This window comes from Phyllobacterium sp. P30BS-XVII, assembly GCF_014138335.1.
Classification (GTDB): domain Bacteria; phylum Pseudomonadota; class Alphaproteobacteria; order Rhizobiales; family Rhizobiaceae; genus Phyllobacterium; species Phyllobacterium meliloti.
Genome location: NZ_JACGXO010000005.1, coordinates 269,120 through 288,097 on the forward strand (window position 1 = coordinate 269,120; position 18,978 = coordinate 288,097).

Genomic DNA, 18,978 nt, shown 5'->3' on the forward strand with positions numbered 1-18,978 from the left:
CCACAAACCCGGAGCACCTCGATAGGGCGGCGACCGATAAGTGGTTGAAGATATATCGTGCAATGGTGCCGATATCCCGCACGGGGTAATGATGGACGCAAAACCGATCCTTCTGGCTTATACAGATAGCCGTTACGCGATGTCGGAACTGACGCGCAGCCCCTACGATTCCATTCTTTCTTGCACACCAGATTCAAATGTAACCGGCCGTACTATTGCCGGAATGCGGTCAAACGATCGCTGGAATGATGTGCAATATTTCTCGGTAACAACACTAGCAGCGCGAACAGCACTGGCTGGTACAAATTGGAAGGCGAGCCGCACGATTGCGGGCGTCGCCAAATATCAGGTCCTGACGAGATGTGCTGAGCGCGGCGATGCTGCGACGCACGCGTTCCGGACAAGGGAAGTGTACTGTCATGTTCATCATTGATCGTTTCGCAGCCCCCATGTTTGGGATTGGCCTTGCATTGAGTGTCATGACGCTGCCATGCCACGCCTTTGATGCAGGTAAAGAGATGAACGAGGATTCAAGCCCGTTCGATCTCTTCAAGTTCGGATTTTCTGCTTACAAGAACGGCCACAAGGACGAGGCTGTTAAAGCGCTACGGTTTGCCGCGGAAAAGGGTCATCAGGGCGCAAACTGGAAGCTTGCCCGCATGTATGCGGAAGGTGATGGCGTCAAGGAAGACGACTATGAAGCCTATAAGATGTTCGAGCAGGTCATTCATGAAGGCGCTGATCAGGGTACAGAGAACGAGAGCTACGTTGCGGATGCGCTCGTCGCACTTGCCGGTTATGTAAAGCGCGGCATTCCGAACTCTCCAATTCGTTCCAATCCCGGCGCAGCGCGCGATCTCTATCTGCAGGCCGCATCGAATTTTGGCGACCCCGCTGCCCAGTTCGAACTTGGCAAAATGCTGATGAAGGGCGAGGGTGGTCAACCCAACCCCAATCAGGCGGCGCGCTGGTTCCGTCTTTCCGCCCAAAAGGGCCATGCGGGCGCGCAGGCCATGCTCGGAAACCTCCTGTTTCAGGCTGGCAAGACCGTGCGCGGGCTGGCCATGATGACCGCTGCTTTCGAGCGGGCTTCCAAACAGGATCGTGTCTGGATTGGCGATATTCAGGAACAGGCGTTTTCTATCGCTGATGAAGCGGACCGGCGCACAGCCATCGTTCTGGCCGAAGATATCATCAAAACCGGCGACTTCTGATCGGGCTTTACCTGAGTTATTCAGGCCCGTTATCCCGTCAGGGTGCCATTTTCTTCTGAATCAAATCAAAGACGCGGCGCGCATCTTCAATTGCCAGAAACTGCGGCGTGTGATCGAATGCCGGTGACATGCTGGTCGTATTCCGGGAATCCCCGTATGCAGGTCGACCAAACAATATGGTGCCACGCCCATCAGCTCTTTCATTGATATCAACTTCAGACAGTTGCGCGATATTAAGTGCGGTGAAACTGTTGGTCGGCCGCGAACGGATGATCAGTATTCGCCGATCCGTCACCGCATAATACATGCTGCTTCGCGCCCAGGCATCGACCAGAAACCGGCCAAAGACAAAATAGAGCCCGATGCAAACAAATAGCAGACCGAAGAGAGGGAAAGGTCCGCCTCCGGTTGTGTTTGTTGCTCCGATTGTCCAAAAAATTGCAAAACCGCACCATAAAAGACTGAACGGAATGACAAACATATCGCGTGAGATAAAAAGGATACCCTGACTGGGCCGCCCCTGCCACAGAATGCGTTCGCCACTCAGAAGACGGCCTGCAAAAGCCTGATCGATCATTCTCCACCCCCTGCCGAATGTTCCCAAGCTTAGAAATTCAATCAAATCAGGGAAATTGCAACAGGAACGTGATCGGAAGGCTTTTCCCAGGCGCGGACATGTTTTTCAATGCTTGCGGATTCAAGCCGGTTGGCTGCCTCAGGCGATAGCATCAGATGATCGATATGGATGCCGTTATTCTTTTGCCAAGCGCCAGCCTGATAATCCCAGAACGTATAGATACCGGCCTCATCGGTGACTGAACGGATTGCATCCGTGAAACCCAGATTTTCCAGACGGCGGAATGCCTGCCGCGTTTCCGGTTGAAACAGGGCATCATTGACCCACGCTTCGGGATGTTTGGCGTCCTTTGGTTCGGCGATGACATTGTAGTCACCCGCGAGAACCAGCGGCTCTTCCAGCGCAAGCCGGCTTTCGGCCCAACGCTCGAGGCGCTCCATCCAGCGCAATTTGTAGGGAAACTTTTCCGTATCAATGGGATTGCCATTGGGCAAATAGAGCGAAACGACGCGGATGGCGCCGGTTTCTGTTGAAAATACCGCTTCGATGAAGCGCGATTGCTCATCGGTATCATCGCCGGGCAGACCGCGCGTTACCTCGTCAGGCGTCTTTTTTGACAGGATGGCAACGCCATTGAAGCCCTTCTGTCCGTGTGTTTCGATGTGATAGCCCAGCGCCTCGATCTCGGCACGCGGAAAGAGTTCGTCGACGGATTTGATTTCCTGCAGGCAGACGATGTCAGGATTGGACTCCTGCAACCAGGCAATCAGGACTTCGATCCGCGCTTTCACGCCATTGATGTTCCAGGTGACAATTTTCATGGGAAACAACGACTTTGCTGGGTTTTTGATTGCACGGAGATCGATATTGATCCTGCGCAGAAGATACGCGCCCGCCCGCCAGCGGGTCAAGCGGCGAGGTGGCAAGTGTGAGCCGTGCTGCACATGTTCCTGACATACAGCGCAAAAACAAAAAGCCGCCCATAAGGCGGCCTTTATCAAACGGTAGAAATGGTTGCTTATACGGAGAAGCTGGTTCCGCAGCCGCAGGATGACGTCGCATTGGGGTTGCGGATCTGGAAAGACTGTCCCATCAGATCATCGACGAAATCTATCTCGGAGCCGCCAATATAGGGCAGAGAGATCGAATCGATCAAAACCTTGGCGCCCAGCTTTTCGATGACGATATCATCGGCGTCCTGTGCATCGACGAGATCATATTTATAGGAAAAGCCTGAGCACCCGCCACCTTCGACAGAAATGCGCAGGGCTGTCTTGTCGGGATCGGATTTCAGAATCGCCGAAATGCGCTTTGCTGCGGCATCGGATACGGAAACATTCATTGCATCACTCATTTCATCACGCTCCAAATGCGAACAAGTTCGCCGCGCTCCGGCTTAAGTTGACATTGTCATGTCACACCTTGCCATTCATCATACACCATAGCTAAGAATTGGCGACCGCGAAGTCAACGACCGCAGTGGTTGCAAAATGAAAGGCATTCAATTCAATCATGTCGATGCAGGGAATTGGCTTCGGATACAGGGAGAGGGCACCTTATGCCTGTGATCCACAGCACAGTCGCGGCAGGCTCTTTCCGGAAAACGAAAGTCCGACGCGCACGGTCTTTCAACGTGACCGGGACCGGATCATCCATTCCACGGCTTTCCGGCGGCTAAAACACAAGACACAGGTTTTTATTGCCCATGAGGGGGATCATTACCGCACCCGTCTCACCCACACGATTGAGGTCGCCCAAATTGCCCGGGCTTTGGCGCGGTCGATGCGGCTTGATGAAGATCTGGCAGAGGCCATCGCTCTGGTGCATGATTTTGGTCATACACCGTTCGGGCATACGGGCGAAGATGCGCTGAATGAGCGGATGATGGATTTTGGCGGCTTTGACCACAATGCCCAGTCATTGCGTATCGTCACCAATCTGGAAAAACGCTATGCGGAGTTTGATGGGCTCAATCTGACATGGGAGACGCTCGAGGGGCTGGTGAAGCACAATGGCCCGCTCACGGATACGGACGGTAAGGGGCTCAAACATCCCGTTCCTGCGGCTATTGTCGAATATAACAGCCAATATGACCTTGAACTTGGCCGCTATGCTTCCCTTGAAGCGCAGTGTGCGGCCATTGCCGATGATATTGCCTATAATGCACATGACATTGATGACGGTCTGCGCTCCGGGCTGTTGTCACTGGATGCCCTTGAGGATGTGCCTTTGACCGGTGACATTTTGCGCGGGGTACGGGAGAAATATCCTGTTTTGGATGAGGTTCGCACTGCGCACGAGATTGTCCGGCGGCAGATCACCATCATGGTGGAGGATGTTATCCGGACCGCTCAATCCAACATTGATGCGCTGCAGCCGCAAACTGTTGATGATATCCACAATGCAGGGCGTATGCTGATTGGCTTTTCTGACGCCATGCGTGAGAAGGAAAAGCTGCTCAAGGCATTCCTGTACAAGAACCTTTACTTTCACGAGAGCGTCGTGCGCATTCGAAAATCCGCTGACAAAATTGTGAGAGATTTGTTTGATGCCTATATGGCCGATGAGCAGACCATGCCGGAAGGCTGGCGCGACGGGCAGAAACAGGACGGTTTGGCGGCCCACGCACGGCTTGTTGCCGATTTTCTGGCCGGCATGACCGACACCTATGCTGTGCGCGAGCATCGCCGCTTGTTTGACCACACGCCCGAATTGGCTTAAGCGGAGGGCCAATCGCGGTCAAAAGGCCGTATCAATTTGAAAAACCCGATCGAGTATAACGTCATGAACATCTTCGCCGATTTCGACGCGCGGATTAAGAAAGCCCTGCAAGCGCTTGAACTGAAAACCATTGATGGCGCCGATGCGGACCTGTCGCGCGTGGGCGTGGAGCCGCCACGCGATCCCAGCCACGGTGATATCGCGACAAACGCTGCCATGGTTCTGTCCAAGGCCGTTGGTCAAAATCCGCGCGAATTGGCAGTCAAGATCGGCGATGCGCTGAAAAATGACCCTGATGTCGGCTCTGTTGATGTCGCTGGGCCAGGTTTCATCAATCTGCGCCTGAAAGATACCTATTGGCACAGGCAACTGGCTGGCATGCTGGCTACAGGTCTCGATTATGGCCGCTCGAAGCTTGGCTATGGCCACCGGGTCAATGTCGAGTTCGTTTCGGCCAATCCGACAGGACCGATGCATGTCGGCCATTGCCGCGGTGCGGTTGTGGGTGATGCGCTGGCCAACCTTCTGTCCTTTGCCGGTTATGATGTCGCCAAGGAATATTACATCAACGATGCGGGCGCGCAGATTGATGTGCTCGCCAATTCGGTGATGCTGCGCTACCGGGAAGCGCTCGGTGAACATATCGGCGATATTCCGTCAGGGCTTTATCCGGGCGATTATCTTGTGCCGGTGGGGCAGGCGCTTGCTGCCGATTACGGAACAAAGCTTCTGGCAATGCCGGAAGAGGAAGCAACTGCGATCATCAAGGACCGGACCATCGATGCAATGATGGCCATGATCCGGGACGATCTTGCGTCGCTCAACGTGCATCATGATGTGTTTTTCTCCGAACGGACGTTGCATGCCGATAATGCCAAGCAGATACGGTCGGCGATCAATGATCTGACGTTGAAGGGCCATGTCTATAAGGGCAAGCTGCCGCCGCCCAAGGGCCAATTGCCTGAAGATTGGGAAGATCGGGAACAGACCCTGTTCCGCTCGACCGATGTGGGCGACGATATTGACCGGCCATTGGTGAAGTCCGACGGGCAGTTCACCTATTTTGCGGCTGACGTTGCCTACTTCAAGGACAAGTATGACCGGCATTTCGATGAAATGATCTATGTGCTCGGCGCGGATCATGGCGGCTACGTCAAGCGGCTGGAATCGCTGGCGCGCGCGGTTTCCGGCGGTACGGCCAAGCTGACGGTGCTGATTTGCCAACTGGTGAAGCTCTATCGCAATGGTGAGCCTGTGCGGATGTCGAAACGGTCAGGCGAGTTCGTGACCCTGCGCGATGTGGTGGAAGAGGTGGGGCGGGACCCTGTCCGGTTCATGATGTTGTACCGGAAGAACGACGCGCCACTGGATTTCGACTTCGCGAAGGTTACGGAGCACTCGAAGGATAACCCGGTGTTCTACGTTCAATATGCTTCTGCCCGGTGCCATTCAGTGTTCCGGCAGGCGATTGAACAGCTCGGCATGGGCGAAGAATCACTTGCCGCAAGTGCGCAGCATTTCGGTCTTTTGACGGATGAAAGCGAAATTGCGCTCATTCGCAAGCTCGCCGAATACCCGCGCTTGATTGAAACAGCCGCCATCCATCAGGAGCCGCACAGACTGGCTTTTTACCTTTATGACCTCGCAAGTTCGCTGCATGCGCAGTGGAATAAAGGAACCGAAAACGCGGACTTACGTTTTATTAAGGTTAACGATCCAAACTTGTCCCAAGCCAGGCTAGGGCTGGTTCAGGTTGTTTCTAAGGTTTTGACGTCCGGATTGTCTATCATTGGTGCGGACGCCCCAACCGAAATGCGCTGAAAGGCGTAGAAATCCTGTCAACTTTTGCCCACATTGCGCTGGTATGGCCAATGCGTGACGTCTTTTGACGTCCATAGTTGAGAGTACAGGATTAACGCCATGGCGGACAACTATCTTCAGCGTTCTCACCGGCAGGATGATTCGCGAATCGGTAATGACGATCCTCTGATGGAGCTTTCCCGTATTATGGGAACGCCCGAGGAAGAGGAGAACTCTGCGACCGGTTCCAGCGAGGATTTTGCCATGGATCTGGAGCGCGAGCTCATGGGTGACTTTGACGAGCACCCACAGGCAGCAGCTGCCCAACCTGCGCAAGCCGTGCATGATCACCATCCTGCAGCTGCGCAGGACCCTTTTGCGAATTTCGATCTGCAGGATGCGGTAGAGCGGGAATTGATGTCGGATGAGGAACCTTCCCATTCACATCATGTCGCTGAACCTGTCCGTCAGGTAATTTCCGAACCGGTGGCAATCTACGAAGAACCTGATTACGCCGATTACGAGCCGGAAGCAGCCTATGTGGACAGTGAAGCAGGTGAGGGCGCCGATGCGCACGAACCTGCCAGTTTCACTCCAGAGCCAACGCCTGCGCCGAGCGTAGAGCCTGCTGCTCTTTATGCAGAAGAGCGCCCAGTCGTTGCCGCACCATCGCTCAGCCTTGAGGATGAGCTGGAGACGCTGCTTGCTGGTTCTGCAAAGCCTGTGACCCAGCGTTCTGGCAACGCATCATGGGGTTATGGCTCGCAGGCGCCGGTTGTCGGCCGCACTGAAGCCGCTCCCATCATCAGCCGGGCAACATCCTATACAGCGCCCGTCGCGCAGCCTGCTCCCGTAGCAGCGCCAGCCTATGTGCCCGAACCAGCCGCTTATCAGGCTCCCATTGCCGATGAGCCGGTTCAGGTGCAGGAATCAGCACCGGTTCAGGATGATCCGCTTGATGATTTTGATACCGAAGAGCTGATGGCTGCTTTTGATGATTTCGAAGTGCCTGATGATATCGAGGATGAAGCTGTAGCCGAACCACAGGCGGAAGCCCGGGTTGAGGACGCAGAACTTCCCCATTATCAGAGCCCTGTTCAGTCCTACGCGGCTGTTCATCAGCCGGTTGCTTTTGCGCCGGAACCTGCGATTGAGGCCCATCATCTGCCGGAGCCGCAGGATTTGAGCGGTTATGCGGATGAACTGGATCGCGCAGCGTCATCCATCGCGTCGGCGCCGGATGTTCATACGATGGCTGTCACAGAGAGCCGGGTTGAATATACGGAATCTCTCGATCTGCCTGAAGTGCATTACGAAGACGATGCTCCGCAGCATAATGGCATGGGCGAACTGGAAACAGAATTCGCTGAAGTTTTCGGCTCGATCGAGGCGGAAGATCCTCGCGCTGCCTATGCCGCGCCGCAGGAAGAGCCGCAGTCAACGGCAGCACCCAAGGATGAGTATGCCGATATTTTTGCCGATGTGTTTGGCAATGAGGCAGAAAAGACTGGCCATGCCCCGGCAAATTACGCCATTGCCGGAGCTGGTGTCGCGGCAGCAGCTGCCGGTGTGGCAGCAGCCAGCGCCCATCAGGCACGTCCGGTTGCCAGCAATTATAGCAATGGCCCCGAAGACGATATGGACTTTGGCTACGATCCAAAGCGTGACGATGTCGGGATGGCCGCAACAAACTATGCTCAACCGGCAAGCCGCAAACGCAGCTTTATGGTTCCGGGTGCAGTGGCTGCGGCCGTTCTCATCGCCGTTTCCGGTGCCGCCGCCTATAAGTGGATGGGTGGTTCCGGTGGAACCCCCGTTGTGATCATGGCGGACAAAGCACCGATCAAGGTTCAGCCTGAAACCACTGCCAACGCGACTGCTCCTGCTCAGGACAAGATTGTCTATGAAAAGGGTGCGACGGCAGACACTTCGCCGCCAAAGCAGCAGCAACTCGTCACCACGCAGGAAGCGCCTGTTGATCTTGCCGCTGCCGATGAAGACGAAGATGTGGCAATGAACGATACAGCGGGCAACAAAGCCGAAGAACGGGTTGATCCTGCTGCCGCCAATGTTGCTTCCACCGACCAGCAGGCGCAGCCGAACAACGCAATTGCACCGCGCAAGGTTCAGACCATGGTCGTGAAACCTGACGGTACGATGGTTGCTGCCATTCCGCAGGCCGCCGATCCTGTCAGCTCGGGTCCGGCTGCTGCACCCGCAGCGCGTCCAGTCGCCGCCGCTGCTCCGGCTCCTGTTAATGCGATGCCTGACGGCAATGATCAGATCGGCTCGCTCGCTGCCGCCAGCAATCCTGCCACGCCCAAGCCCGCGGTTGAGCCATTGATTGCCAAACCGCAGGCTCCGGCTTCCGGCAAGCTTCCAGCCAAGGCGGTTGAGACGAAGAAGATCACGTCTGAAACCGTTGCGTCTGTCTCGCCGAGGAATGCCCCTGTCGTTGATCGTCCAGCTGACCAGCCGCTGAACGTTGTCGACCGGGTTGCTCCGCAGAAGGCAACCGCGCAGCCGGCAGCGCAGCCTCAGCAGGTCGCATCGGCTGTTGCTCCGGGCAGTTACCTGATCCAGGTTGCCTCACAGCCAACAGCTGAAGGCGCACAGAAGACCTACGCATCCCTGGCTCAGCGCTATCCGGGTGTGATTGCCGGTCGCGGTGTCGATATCAAGCAGGCCGAGATTGCCGGTAAGGGCACATTCTACCGGGTTCGCATTCCTGCCGGAACCAAGGACGCAGCGGTTAATCTGTGTACCAAGTTCAAGTCGGCGGGTGGCAGCTGCTTCGTCACGCAGTAAGCTATACTCACCTTAACCGGACAAAGGCGGCCATTGGCCGCCTTTTCCTTTTTTGCATCAACGCAGTAGACTTCTGATATGAGCGAATCAAAAGCATGGATTGCCGGTACATCCGGTCTGAAACTGACCCCTGACGAAATCGCGTTCTTTCGCGACGAGCGCCCATGGGGTTTTATATTGTTTGCCCGCAATGTCAGCGAAGCGGCGCAGGTTGAGGATTTAACCGCCCATCTGCGCGATCTGGTGCGGCGCGACGAAGCTCCCGTGCTGATCGATCAGGAAGGTGGACGCGTGCAGCGCCTGCGCCCACCACTGGCGGCGAATTATCCTGCAGGTTCCGCATTGGGTGCCCTGTTCAAACAGGATGAGGAAGCCGGGCTGCGGGCCGCATGGCTTTTGTCACGGCTCCATGCGTTTGACCTGTTGAAGCTTGGTGTCAATGTGGATTGCCTCCCGGTTCTTGATGTTCCCGTTGAAGGCGCCAATGACGTGATCGGCACCCGTGCCTATGGCAAGCATCCTGAGATCGTCACGGCGATGGGCAGGGCGGCGGCTGAAGGGCTGGTGGCTGGCGGCATGCTGCCTGTGATGAAGCACATTCCGGGGCATGGACGTGCTTTTGCCGATACACATCATGAACTGCCAACGGTAACAACGCCGCTTGAAGAGCTTGCGGAACATGATTTTGCGCCGTTCCGCGCTTTGGCGCATTTGCCAATGGCAATGAGCGCTCATGTGATCTTCTCGGCCGTTGATCCGAAGAACCCGGCGACGACTTCAGGCAAGGTGGTGGAAGAAATCATCCGGGGCCATATAGGCTTTGACGGGCTGCTGATGAGCGATGACGTGTCGATGAATGCACTTTCTGGGGATTATTTCGATCGGACCAAAGCAATCTTTGCGGCGGGCCTTGATATCGTGCTTCATTGCCACGGTATTATGGAACAAATGACGGCGGTTGCCTCCTGTACGCCTGAACTAGGCGGTAAAGCGCTGGAGCGGGCGCAGCGGGCACTCAAATATGCAAAGAAACCGGATGCCTCAGACGAGGCTGAAATCCGGGAAGAATTCCAGCGTTTCTTCGAAGCGGTGGCATAGAAGCGAGAGAGATTTGACGGCGACGGAACAGAAAACCAATGGCACGACCGCAGCACCCATGGAGGCGCTGTGGGAAAGCACATCGGATCGCGGCCTGAGCGAGCCGTCGCTGCTGATCGATATCAAGGGTTTTGAAGGCCCGCTCGATCTGCTCCTGCATCTGGCGCGCAACCAGCGGGTCGATCTCGCGCGTATCTCCGTTCTGGCTCTTGTTGAGCAATATCTGATCTTCATCCGTCAGGCACAGGCTCTGCGGCTTGAACTGGCCGCCGATTATCTGGTTATGGCCGCATGGCTGACCTACCTCAAATCGAAATTGCTGATCCCGAAAGCCCCTGGCGATGAGGGCGAGAGTGGCGAGGAACTGGCCGCAACGTTGCAATTCCGGCTGAAGCGGCTGGAAGCCATGCGCGACGCGGCGACGAAACTCGTCAACCGCAACCGCCTTGGCCGCGATATTTTTGCGCGCGGCATGCCTGAGGCTGTCATCGTTGATCAGACCAATATTTATTCGGCAACGCTTTACGAACTTCTGACCGCCTATGCCTCGCAGCGGCAGAAGCAGGCCATTTCCCATGTGCAGATTGCGCGCCGCAGTGTCTGGTCGCTGAAAGATGCGCGGACGATCCTGATGCGGCTCATCGGTGAGATGAAAGACTGGACGGCGTTGGACCAGTATCTGCTTGAATTTATTGCTTCGCCGAGTGAGCGCGCGACAGTGCTTGCCAGTTCCTTTGCCGCCAGCCTTGAGATGGTGCGGGAAGGGCATATGGAAATTCAGCAGACCGGTGCGTTCAAGCCGATTTTCCTGCGCGACAGGGCGCCGCGGCCAGCGGAAAAGACAGGGCAGCCTCCGCTCACAACGATGAGGGATGTGGCCAATGGCTGACAATGGTCCTTTGCTTATGCAAGCCGACAATGATGAAAGCGATCTGCGAGAGGCGGAATGGACATCGGCTATTCCAGTCTCCGAAGCCTTGCGGATGGCGGAAGCCATTCTGTTTGCTTCTGCCGAGCCGGTGACGGTGAGGGCGCTGGAAGAGCGCCTGCCATCAGGGGTTGACGTTCCGGCGCTGCTCGGTGAGTTGCAATCTGTTTATTCCAAGCGCGGCATTAATCTTCTGCAGGTTGGTGGTGCTTGGGCGTTTCGAACCGCCGCTGACCTTGCCTTCCTGATGAACCGCGAGGCGGTGCAGCAAAAGAAGCTGTCCCGTGCGGCTCTCGAAGTTCTGGCAGTCATCGCCTACCACCAGCCGGTTACGCGAGCCGAGCTTGAAGATATTCGCGGTGTTGAAACATCCAAGGGCACGCTTGATGTGCTGATGGAGACGGGCTGGATCAAGTTCCGTGGCCGCAGGCGCACGCCGGGTCGACCGATTACCTATGGCACGACGTCTTCGTTCCTTGATCATTTCGGTCTGCAGGAAGTGCGCGATCTTCCCGGTATCGATGAATTGCGCGGTGCTGGACTTCTTTCAGCGCGCATGCCTGCCAATTTTGCCATTCCGGTTCCGGTCAACGACCCTGATGAGCTGACCGAGGATGAGGACCCCTTGACGGATATCGATCTGGAAGAGCTTGGACTTTTGACGCCGCGCGTCGAGAACGATTGAGTTTTTATTTGCCACATTTATGCGCGATGCTGGCGCGAACATGCCTGTTTGCAAAATTCGTGACGAAGATTTCACTTCGCACTTGCGCCGAACAAACATGAATGTGAAACAACATTATGCACTTGTGTTTGAAAAGCACGGGGAAAAGGCATAGATCAGCTCAAACTGTTGAGCGAATGCGAGGGTAAGATGGGTAGTTTTTCAATTTGGCACTGGTTGATCGTTCTGGCGATCGTGCTTCTGGTTTTTGGTCGTGGCAAGATTCCTGAATTGATGGGCGACGTTGCCAAGGGCATCAAGAATTTCAAGAGCGGCATGAGCGACGACGATACGGCTGACAATTCCAAGACGATCGACAATCAGACGAGCCAGCCGGTGAATTCCACCAAGGAAAAGACAACAAAGTCCTGAGTGGCACATAATAGCGTTGTCCTGCGCGCGGCCTCGTTGCCGCGTCGTGGCTGGAGCATGATGAATGTTTGAAGTTGGTTGGTCGGAAATCCTGGTGATCGTGATCGTCTTGATCGTAGTGGTCGGGCCCAAGGATTTGCCGAAAATGCTGCGTGCCTTTGGCAAGGCAACGGCCAAGTTTCGCGCCACAGCCGGTGAATTCCGGCGTCAGTTCGATGAGGCTCTCAAAGAAGCCGAACTCGATGACGTGCGCGATATCATCAATGATGCCAAAAGCCTCGATCCGCGCAATGATATTCGCAAGGTTTTCGATCCTGTCCGCACGATCGGCGAAGACCTGCGCTCGACACTGAAAGATGCGGGAACGGCAGCCAAGGACAATCTTGCTATTCCGGACCCTTCTGCGCCGGGTGCTACGCAAGTGCAGCCGCAGGTGATGGAGCCTGTTGCGCCATTGATGACCGCCACAACGCCGAAGAAGCCGGGCCGGACTGCCAAGCCGAAGGCCGCTGCTGAAAAAGCACCGGCGGCGGCGACGGCAGCCACAAAAGCTGCGCCAGCCAAGGCGGCTCCGGCAAAAGTTGCGACCAAGGCAACGCCTGCCAAAACGGTGGTTAAAGCCACGCCTGCTGCCAAGACAGAAGCAGAAGCGCCTGTGAAGGCGGCTCCGGCAAAAAGAACGACGAAGCCGCGTGCCACTGGCAAAGCTGGCGATACGGGGACAAAATCTTGAGCAAGGCCGATGACGAAATTGACAAAAGCTCAGCCCCGCTGATCGAACACCTCATTGAACTGCGCCGCCGCCTGATCTGGGCATTGCTGGCGTTCTTTGTGGCGTTTCTGGTCTGCTTCCATTTCGGCAAGCAATTGTTCAACCTTCTGGTCATTCCCTACCAGTGGGCCGTTGGTTGGGCTGGTTTTGATCCAGCCAAGGCACAGCTGATCTATACGGCGCCGCAGGAGTTCTTCTTCACGCAGGTCAAGATCGCCATGTTTGGTGGTATTGTACTGGCGTTTCCGGTTATTGCTTCGCAGATTTACAAGTTTGTAGCGCCGGGGCTCTACAAGAACGAACGGATGGCGTTTTTGCCATTTCTGATCGCGTCACCAGTGCTTTTCCTCATGGGTGGCGCACTGGTCTATTTCTTCTTTACGCCCATGGTCATGTGGTTCTTCCTTGCCATGCAGCAGGCTGGCGGTGCGGGCGAAGTGCAAATTTCGCTGCTGCCGAAGGTTTCGGAATATCTCAGCCTGATCATGACGCTGATCTTCGCCTTTGGTCTTGTGTTTCAGCTGCCCGTTGTCACCACTTTGCTGGCCCGGGTAGGGCTGGTGGGTTATGAAGGCCTGAGATCAAAGCGCAAATATGCGATTGTCATCGCTTTTATCGTTGCGGCTGTTATCACGCCGCCGGACCCGCTTAGCCAAATCGGTCTTGCACTCCCGACGATCCTTCTCTACGAGGTTTCCATCTGGATGGCGCGTCTGATCGAGAAAAAGCGTGAAGCTGCTGAAGCTGAAGCACAATCAGGGTCCAGTGATAGCGATATCTCTTCCTGACGCGGCTATCGGTTTCGCCGGACAATCACGTCCTCATTCCAACGACTATTCCAAGACGGCTTTATTCCCATGCTCGACATCAAATGGATACGCGAGAATCCGCAAGCGCTTGACGCAGCTCTGGCTAAACGGGGTGTTGAAGCTCAGTCGTCCCGGTTGATCGAGCTGGATGAAAAGCGCCGGCAGCACATTGCCAAATTGCAGGACGCTCAGGAGCGCCGCAATGCCGCCTCCAAGGAGATCGGCAAGGCGATGGGTGCCAAGGATCAGGCGACGGCTGACCGCCTCAAGGCTGAAGTTGCTGATATCAAGGTGTTTCTGCAGTCTGCCGAAGAGGAAGAGCGTCAGCTTGACCGGGCATTGAACGATGCGCTGGCCGTGCTTCCAAACCTTCCGCTCGATAGTGTTCCGGTTGGCAAGGACGAAGGCGGCAATGTCGAAACGCGCCGTGTTGGCCACCTGAAGAACTTTTCCTTCGAGCCGAAAGAGCATTTCGAGATCGGTGAAAATCTCGGCTACATGGATTTTGAACGGGCAGCCAAGCTTTCCGGCAGCCGCTTTACCGTTCTGAAGAGCCAGTTGGCGCGTCTGGAACGGGCACTTGGCCAGTTCATGATTGATCTGCACACGACGGAACATGGCTATATGGAGGTCAACCCGCCGCTGCTGGTCAATGCTGACGTGCTTTATGGTACCGGACAGTTGCCAAAGTTTGAAGAAGACCTCTTCAAGACAACGGAAGGCCGCTATCTGATCCCCACCGCCGAAGTGCCGCTGACCAATCTGGTTCGAGAAGAAATTCTCGATATTCGCGATCTGCCGATCCGCATGACCGCGCTGACCGCCTGTTTCCGTTCGGAAGCGGGTTCAGCTGGTCGTGATACACGTGGCATGTTGCGCCAGCACCAGTTCATGAAGGTTGAGCTTGTATCGGTCACTGACGCTGAAAGCTCCATTGCTGAACATGAGCGGATGACGGCTTGCGCCGAGGAAGTGTTGAAGCGGCTTGATCTGTCGTTCCGCACCATGACGCTTTGCACCGGTGATATGGGCTTCGGCGCGCAGAAAACTTACGATCTGGAAGTATGGCTTCCCGGCCAGAAGGCTTACCGCGAAATCTCCAGCTGCTCGGTCTGCGGTGATTTTCAGGCACGCCGTATGAATGCGCGTTACCGGCCCGAGGGTGAGAAGTCGACGCGCTTTGTCCATACGCTGAATGGTTCCGGCACGGCTGTCGGTCGTGCGTTGATTGCTGTTGTCGAAAATTATCAGAATGAGGACGGCAGCGTTACGGTTCCTGAAGCACTTGTGCCTTACATGGGTGGACTGAAACGAATCGAAAAAGCTGCATAGGAGAGGGCGATGCGCATTCTGCTGACCAACGATGATGGTATTCATGCGGAAGGTCTTGCTGTTCTTGAGCGCATTGCCCGCCAGCTTTCCGACGATGTCTGGGTGATTGCGCCGGAAACCGACCAGAGCGGTCTTGCGCATTCGCTGACACTTTCAACACCGCTGCGCCTGCGCAAGATTGATGATCGCCACTATGCCGTGCGTGGTACGCCAACGGATTGCGTGATTATGGGCGTGCGGCATTTGATGCCGGAAGCACCGGATCTGATCCTGTCAGGCGTCAATTCCGGTTCGAACACGGCCGACGATGTGACCTATTCGGGGACCATCGCTGCGGCTATCGAAGGCACCTTGCTTGGTATCAATTCCATCGCTTTGTCGCAGGAATATAATCTGAATGGCGGCGCGCGTATTCTGCCATGGGAAATTGTTGAACAGCGGGCTCCGGCTCTGCTTAAAAAACTGCTTGGCGTCGAACTTGCCAAGGGCGTGTTGCTGAATGTGAATTTCCCCAGCTGCAGCGGTGGTGAACTGGCCGGTGTTCGCGTGACAGCTCAGGGCAAGCTTTCCCACGGTTTAACCATTGAAGAACGGCAGGACGGACGTGGATTGCCCTATTACTGGCTGCGTTATGGCCGTGGCAAGGATGAGCCTGCGCCTGACAGCGATGTGGCGGCAATCCGTGCGAATTATATTTCCATTACACCGCTTCAACTCGATCTGACGGCGCACGAAATGCGCCAGACTTTGGAGGACGCCTTCGCATGAAGCCTGCGCTTTCTGAACGGGAAGGCTTTGCCGCCTTCGTCCTGCGTATGCGGTCCTTAGGACTGTCGGACCAGCGGCTTATGGGGGCTTTCGAAGCGACGCCCCGCATGGCTTTTGTTTCCGGCAATCTTGGAACCGTGGCTTATGGCGACCGGATGCTGCCTATCGAGTGCGGCGAGTTCATGGAAGGGCTGGATTTGCAGGCCCGTTTGATCAAGTCGCTTGATCTGGAGCCAACGCACCGGGTTCTGGAAATCGGTACGGGAACAGGTTTTACCGCCGCAATCATGGCCCGGCTTGCCGGACGCGTTCTTTCCATTGAGCGCTATCGCACGCTGATTGAACTTGCCCAGCAGCGCCATCAGGCATTGAAGGTCGAAAACCTGTTCATCAAACATGCGGATGGCAAGCTCGGCCTGACGCATGATGGCCCGTTTGACCGCATTATTGTCTGGGCCGCCTTTGAAAGCATGCCCCGCCAGTTCGTCGATCTTCTCTCGTCCAATGGTGTGATGATTGCACCGATTGGGCCGGTTGATGGCAAGCAGGTGGTGTCGCGCCTGTCCAAAATCGGTAGCCGTTTCGAACGTGAGGATATGATGCCTGCACGCTTCCTGCCGCTGCTGGATGGCGTTGCCACGGCGCTCTGACAGACTCGTTTGCCGCAGGATTGGCGCAACCGTTTATGGACTTGGTGAATCTTTTACAAATTTTTTATGCGTTTTAACTGTCGAGTAACATTAACGCGGTTTAATGGTCCAATATTCTTGTATTGAGTACGGGCGGGATAAGCGATGCGTTTGAGTGTACTAGACAAAGCGTCACAGCGGCTGGCACTGAATGCCAGCGTTCTCATGATTGCAGCTTTGGCTGCAGGTTGTAGTTCCGGGGTGTCGCGCTTCACCAGCGCGGATTTCAGCTCCGGCTATAGTGACAACCAGCGTTCAATCATTCAGGGGCAGAATTCGGCTCCACGGGGTTACACGCCGCCGGTTGATTCAACTTACACGGCTTCGGTCAACCGCAACGCGGTTCCACCTGCGGGTGGTGTTCAGCGCAGCAGCCTGCCGCCAGTGGGTGCGGCAAGCGCCTCTGCACTTCCGCCGGTTTCCTCGCAGCCGATGCGCCCAGCCGTTAGTGCTGCTCCTGTTCGCCAGCAGGTCGCTTCGGCGCAGCCCATGGGTAATGTGCAGGCTCCGCCGCTTGTATCGTCTGCCGGTTCGCTGAAAACGCCGGATGGCCGCGAGGCACGTATGCCGACAAAGCCAGCTGCACCGGCGGCAATTGCCAACAACACGGCGTCGCCAGCAAGCCATACCGGTTCATACACCGTACAGACCGGCGATACGCTCCATGCCATCTCCCGCAAGACGGGAACCAATGTTGAGGCCATCAAGCAGGCCAACAATATGAAGGATGGTACGGTTCGTGTTGGACAGGCTCTGACCATTCCGGCATCAAGCTCATCGATGGCGCAAAATGTTGCCAACAACATGAAGGCCAAGGGCGCGGTCGACCAGGTCAAGACTGCCGCGACACCGCCAGTCGTGCAGCCAAAGGTTGTTGCAAGCGTGGCCCCGAGCGCGGCGACCGCAACCACTCCGGCAGCACCGCAGGCCGATAGTCAGGCAAAGCCATACACGCCGCCACAGGCGAGCGAAAAGGTTATCGATGATGCCGAAAAGGATGTTGCATCCGCACCATCAGCTACCGGCGCCTCGCAGATGCGCTGGCCGGTTCGTGGGCGTGTCGTTGCCAATTACGGCAAGGGCAATGATGGTATCGACATTTCGGTTCCTGAGGGCACGCCGATCAAGGCAGCTGAAAACGGTGTTGTCATCTACTCCGGTGATGGTCTGAAGGAGTTTGGCAACACGGTTCTCGTTCGCCATGACAATGGTCTGGTCACGGTTTACGGCAATGCGAGCAAGCTGAACGTGCAGCGCGGCCAGAAGGTGAAGCGCGGTGAAGAACTTGGCCGCTCCGGTATGACCGGCAATGCGACCTCGCCAAAGCTGCATTTCGAGGTTCGCAAGAACTCGACGCCGGTTGATCCTTCGAAGTTCCTCGAATCCTGATTGGTTCGTGTTTGAATTCAAAAGGCCCGCGCAGCGATGCACGGGCCTTTTGCTTTTCAGAGCTTTTTGCCGAGCCGCCCGGCAAGATCCTGCGTGAATTGCCATGCAACGCGGCCGGAGCGTGAACCACGCGTGGTCGACCATTCAAGTGCTTCCGCGTGCAGTTGTTCCTTCTGCATCGGTAGATCGAAGTGCGCAGCATAGCCGTCGATCATCGAGAGATAATCATCCTGACTGCATTTGTGGAAACCAAGCCACAGGCCAAAGCGATCTGACAGCGAAACCTTTTCTTCAACGGCTTCAGATGGATTGATCGCCGTCGAGCGTTCATTCTCGATCATGTCACGCGGCAAGAGATGCCTGCGGTTGGATGTGGCGTAGAAGATGACATTGTCAGGACGGCCTTCAACGCCGCCTTCAAGCGCTGCCTTGAGCGACTTGTAGGATGTATCGTCATGATCAAAGGACAGATCGTCACAAAACAGGATGAAACGATATTTTGTGTCCTTGATGGCCGCCATCAGGGCAGGGAGGCTATCAATATCCTCGCGGTGTATTTCGACGAGCTTCAGCGTATTGTCATTGCCGGGCGCCGCAGCGTTTACCGAAGCATGAACGGCTTTGACCAGCGATGATTTACCCATGCCGCGCGCGCCCCACAACAGCACGTTGTTTGCCTGCAAGCCATCGGCAAAGCGCTTGGTGTTGTCGAAGAGAATATCGCGTACACGATCCACGCCGCGAATGAGGGAAATGTCGACACGATTGACCTTCTGAACCGGGTCAAAGGCAAGATGATCCGGGTTCCAGACGAAGCAATCAGCCACGTCGAGATTGGCGGGTTGCGCTTTTGGCGGTGCCATCCGTTCCAGCACTGCAATCAGTCGGTCAAGTTTATCGGCAAGCAATTCCTCGGACATTCTTCTCAAGCCTTTGTTTTTTCTGCGTTCAAGCCACTATCATGTTGATGGGAAACC

19 protein-coding genes are annotated in these 18,978 nt (G+C 55.8%); 15 read left to right on the forward strand and 4 right to left on the reverse strand.

All coding sequences use genetic code 11. The features are described from left to right. Positions 1 to 40: 40 nt before the first annotated feature. Positions 41 to 433: a hypothetical protein gene (locus tag FHW17_RS15990; protein ID WP_162730225.1), complete on the forward strand. Its 393-nt coding sequence runs from the start codon at positions 41 to 43 to the stop codon at positions 431 to 433. Between the two features lie 46 nt (positions 434 to 479). Then, positions 480 to 1,214, forward strand: a complete 735-nt coding sequence (locus FHW17_RS15995) for a tetratricopeptide repeat protein (protein ID WP_227988138.1) — start codon at positions 480 to 482, stop codon at positions 1,212 to 1,214. Between the two features lie 37 nt (positions 1,215 to 1,251). Here the strand turns inward: FHW17_RS15995 and FHW17_RS16000 are convergent, their stop codons facing one another. The 3 genes from FHW17_RS16000 to erpA all read right to left on the reverse strand — a co-directional run bounded on the left by FHW17_RS16000 (position 1,252) and on the right by erpA (position 3,145). Continuing rightward, positions 1,252 to 1,791, reverse strand: coding sequence for a PH domain-containing protein (locus FHW17_RS16000; protein WP_112524788.1), 540 nt, complete (start codon positions 1,789 to 1,791; stop codon positions 1,252 to 1,254). Positions 1,792 to 1,832: 41 nt separating this feature from the next. Continuing rightward, positions 1,833 to 2,612: an exodeoxyribonuclease III gene (gene xth, locus FHW17_RS16005; protein ID WP_112524791.1), complete on the reverse strand. Its 780-nt coding sequence runs from the start codon at positions 2,610 to 2,612 to the stop codon at positions 1,833 to 1,835. A gap of 197 nt (positions 2,613 to 2,809) precedes the next feature. After that, positions 2,810 to 3,145, reverse strand: a complete 336-nt coding sequence (gene erpA, locus FHW17_RS16010) for an iron-sulfur cluster insertion protein ErpA (RefSeq protein ID WP_162700314.1) — start codon at positions 3,143 to 3,145, stop codon at positions 2,810 to 2,812. A gap of 158 nt (positions 3,146 to 3,303) precedes the next feature. Between erpA and FHW17_RS16015 the strand changes: the two genes are divergently transcribed. From FHW17_RS16015 to FHW17_RS16075, 13 genes are all read left to right on the forward strand, one after another. Next, positions 3,304 to 4,512, forward strand: coding sequence for a deoxyguanosinetriphosphate triphosphohydrolase (locus FHW17_RS16015; protein ID WP_182510310.1), 1,209 nt, complete (start codon positions 3,304 to 3,306; stop codon positions 4,510 to 4,512). Between the two features lie 63 nt (positions 4,513 to 4,575). Continuing rightward, positions 4,576 to 6,333, forward strand: a complete 1,758-nt coding sequence (argS, locus tag FHW17_RS16020; RefSeq protein WP_112524796.1) for an arginine--tRNA ligase — start codon at positions 4,576 to 4,578, stop codon at positions 6,331 to 6,333. Between the two features lie 99 nt (positions 6,334 to 6,432). Then, positions 6,433 to 9,120, forward strand: a complete 2,688-nt coding sequence (locus tag FHW17_RS16025; RefSeq protein WP_182510311.1) for an SPOR domain-containing protein — start codon at positions 6,433 to 6,435, stop codon at positions 9,118 to 9,120. A 78-nt stretch (positions 9,121 to 9,198) separates the two neighbouring features. Then, complete coding sequence (nagZ, locus tag FHW17_RS16030) at positions 9,199 to 10,218, forward strand: beta-N-acetylhexosaminidase (protein ID WP_112524800.1); 1,020 nt, start codon at positions 9,199 to 9,201, stop codon at positions 10,216 to 10,218. A gap of 58 nt (positions 10,219 to 10,276) precedes the next feature. Further along, positions 10,277 to 11,107, forward strand: coding sequence for a ScpA family protein (locus tag FHW17_RS16035; RefSeq protein WP_091878380.1), 831 nt, complete (start codon positions 10,277 to 10,279; stop codon positions 11,105 to 11,107). A gap of 16 nt (positions 11,108 to 11,123) precedes the next feature. Continuing rightward, positions 11,124 to 11,831, forward strand: a complete 708-nt coding sequence (gene scpB / locus FHW17_RS16040; protein ID WP_227988139.1) for an SMC-Scp complex subunit ScpB — start codon at positions 11,124 to 11,126, stop codon at positions 11,829 to 11,831. Positions 11,832 to 12,020: 189 nt separating this feature from the next. After that, positions 12,021 to 12,242, forward strand: coding sequence for a twin-arginine translocase TatA/TatE family subunit (locus tag FHW17_RS16045; RefSeq protein ID WP_091877218.1), 222 nt, complete (start codon positions 12,021 to 12,023; stop codon positions 12,240 to 12,242). 64 nt (positions 12,243 to 12,306) lie between these two features. Beyond that, positions 12,307 to 12,975, forward strand: coding sequence for a Sec-independent protein translocase protein TatB (gene tatB, locus FHW17_RS16050; RefSeq protein WP_182510312.1), 669 nt, complete (start codon positions 12,307 to 12,309; stop codon positions 12,973 to 12,975). Continuing rightward, the gene (gene tatC, locus FHW17_RS16055) at positions 12,972 to 13,802 is read left to right on the forward strand and encodes a twin-arginine translocase subunit TatC (RefSeq protein ID WP_112524804.1); all 831 of its coding nucleotides are present in this window, start codon (positions 12,972 to 12,974) and stop codon (positions 13,800 to 13,802) included. The genes tatB and tatC overlap by 4 nt, the downstream gene beginning before the upstream one ends. A 69-nt stretch (positions 13,803 to 13,871) precedes the next feature. Beyond that, entirely contained in the window at positions 13,872 to 15,155 is a 1,284-nt protein-coding gene (serS, locus tag FHW17_RS16060) for a serine--tRNA ligase (protein WP_113096218.1), read from the forward strand. 9 nt (positions 15,156 to 15,164) lie between these two features. Then, complete coding sequence (surE, locus tag FHW17_RS16065) at positions 15,165 to 15,923, forward strand: 5'/3'-nucleotidase SurE (RefSeq protein WP_113096219.1); 759 nt, start codon at positions 15,165 to 15,167, stop codon at positions 15,921 to 15,923. Beyond that, complete coding sequence (locus FHW17_RS16070; protein ID WP_182510313.1) at positions 15,920 to 16,573, forward strand: protein-L-isoaspartate(D-aspartate) O-methyltransferase; 654 nt, start codon at positions 15,920 to 15,922, stop codon at positions 16,571 to 16,573. Before surE ends, FHW17_RS16070 begins: the two co-directional genes overlap by 4 nt. 144 nt (positions 16,574 to 16,717) lie before the next feature. Next, positions 16,718 to 18,001, forward strand: a complete 1,284-nt coding sequence (locus FHW17_RS16075; RefSeq protein WP_182510314.1) for a M23 family metallopeptidase — start codon at positions 16,718 to 16,720, stop codon at positions 17,999 to 18,001. A gap of 56 nt (positions 18,002 to 18,057) precedes the next feature. Here FHW17_RS16075 and FHW17_RS16080 read toward each other — a convergent pair whose 3' ends face one another. Then, positions 18,058 to 18,921 (reverse strand): ATP-binding protein, encoded by an 864-nt coding sequence (locus FHW17_RS16080; RefSeq protein ID WP_182510315.1) that lies wholly within the window; start codon positions 18,919 to 18,921, stop codon positions 18,058 to 18,060. Between the last annotated feature and the right edge of the window lie 57 nt (positions 18,922 to 18,978).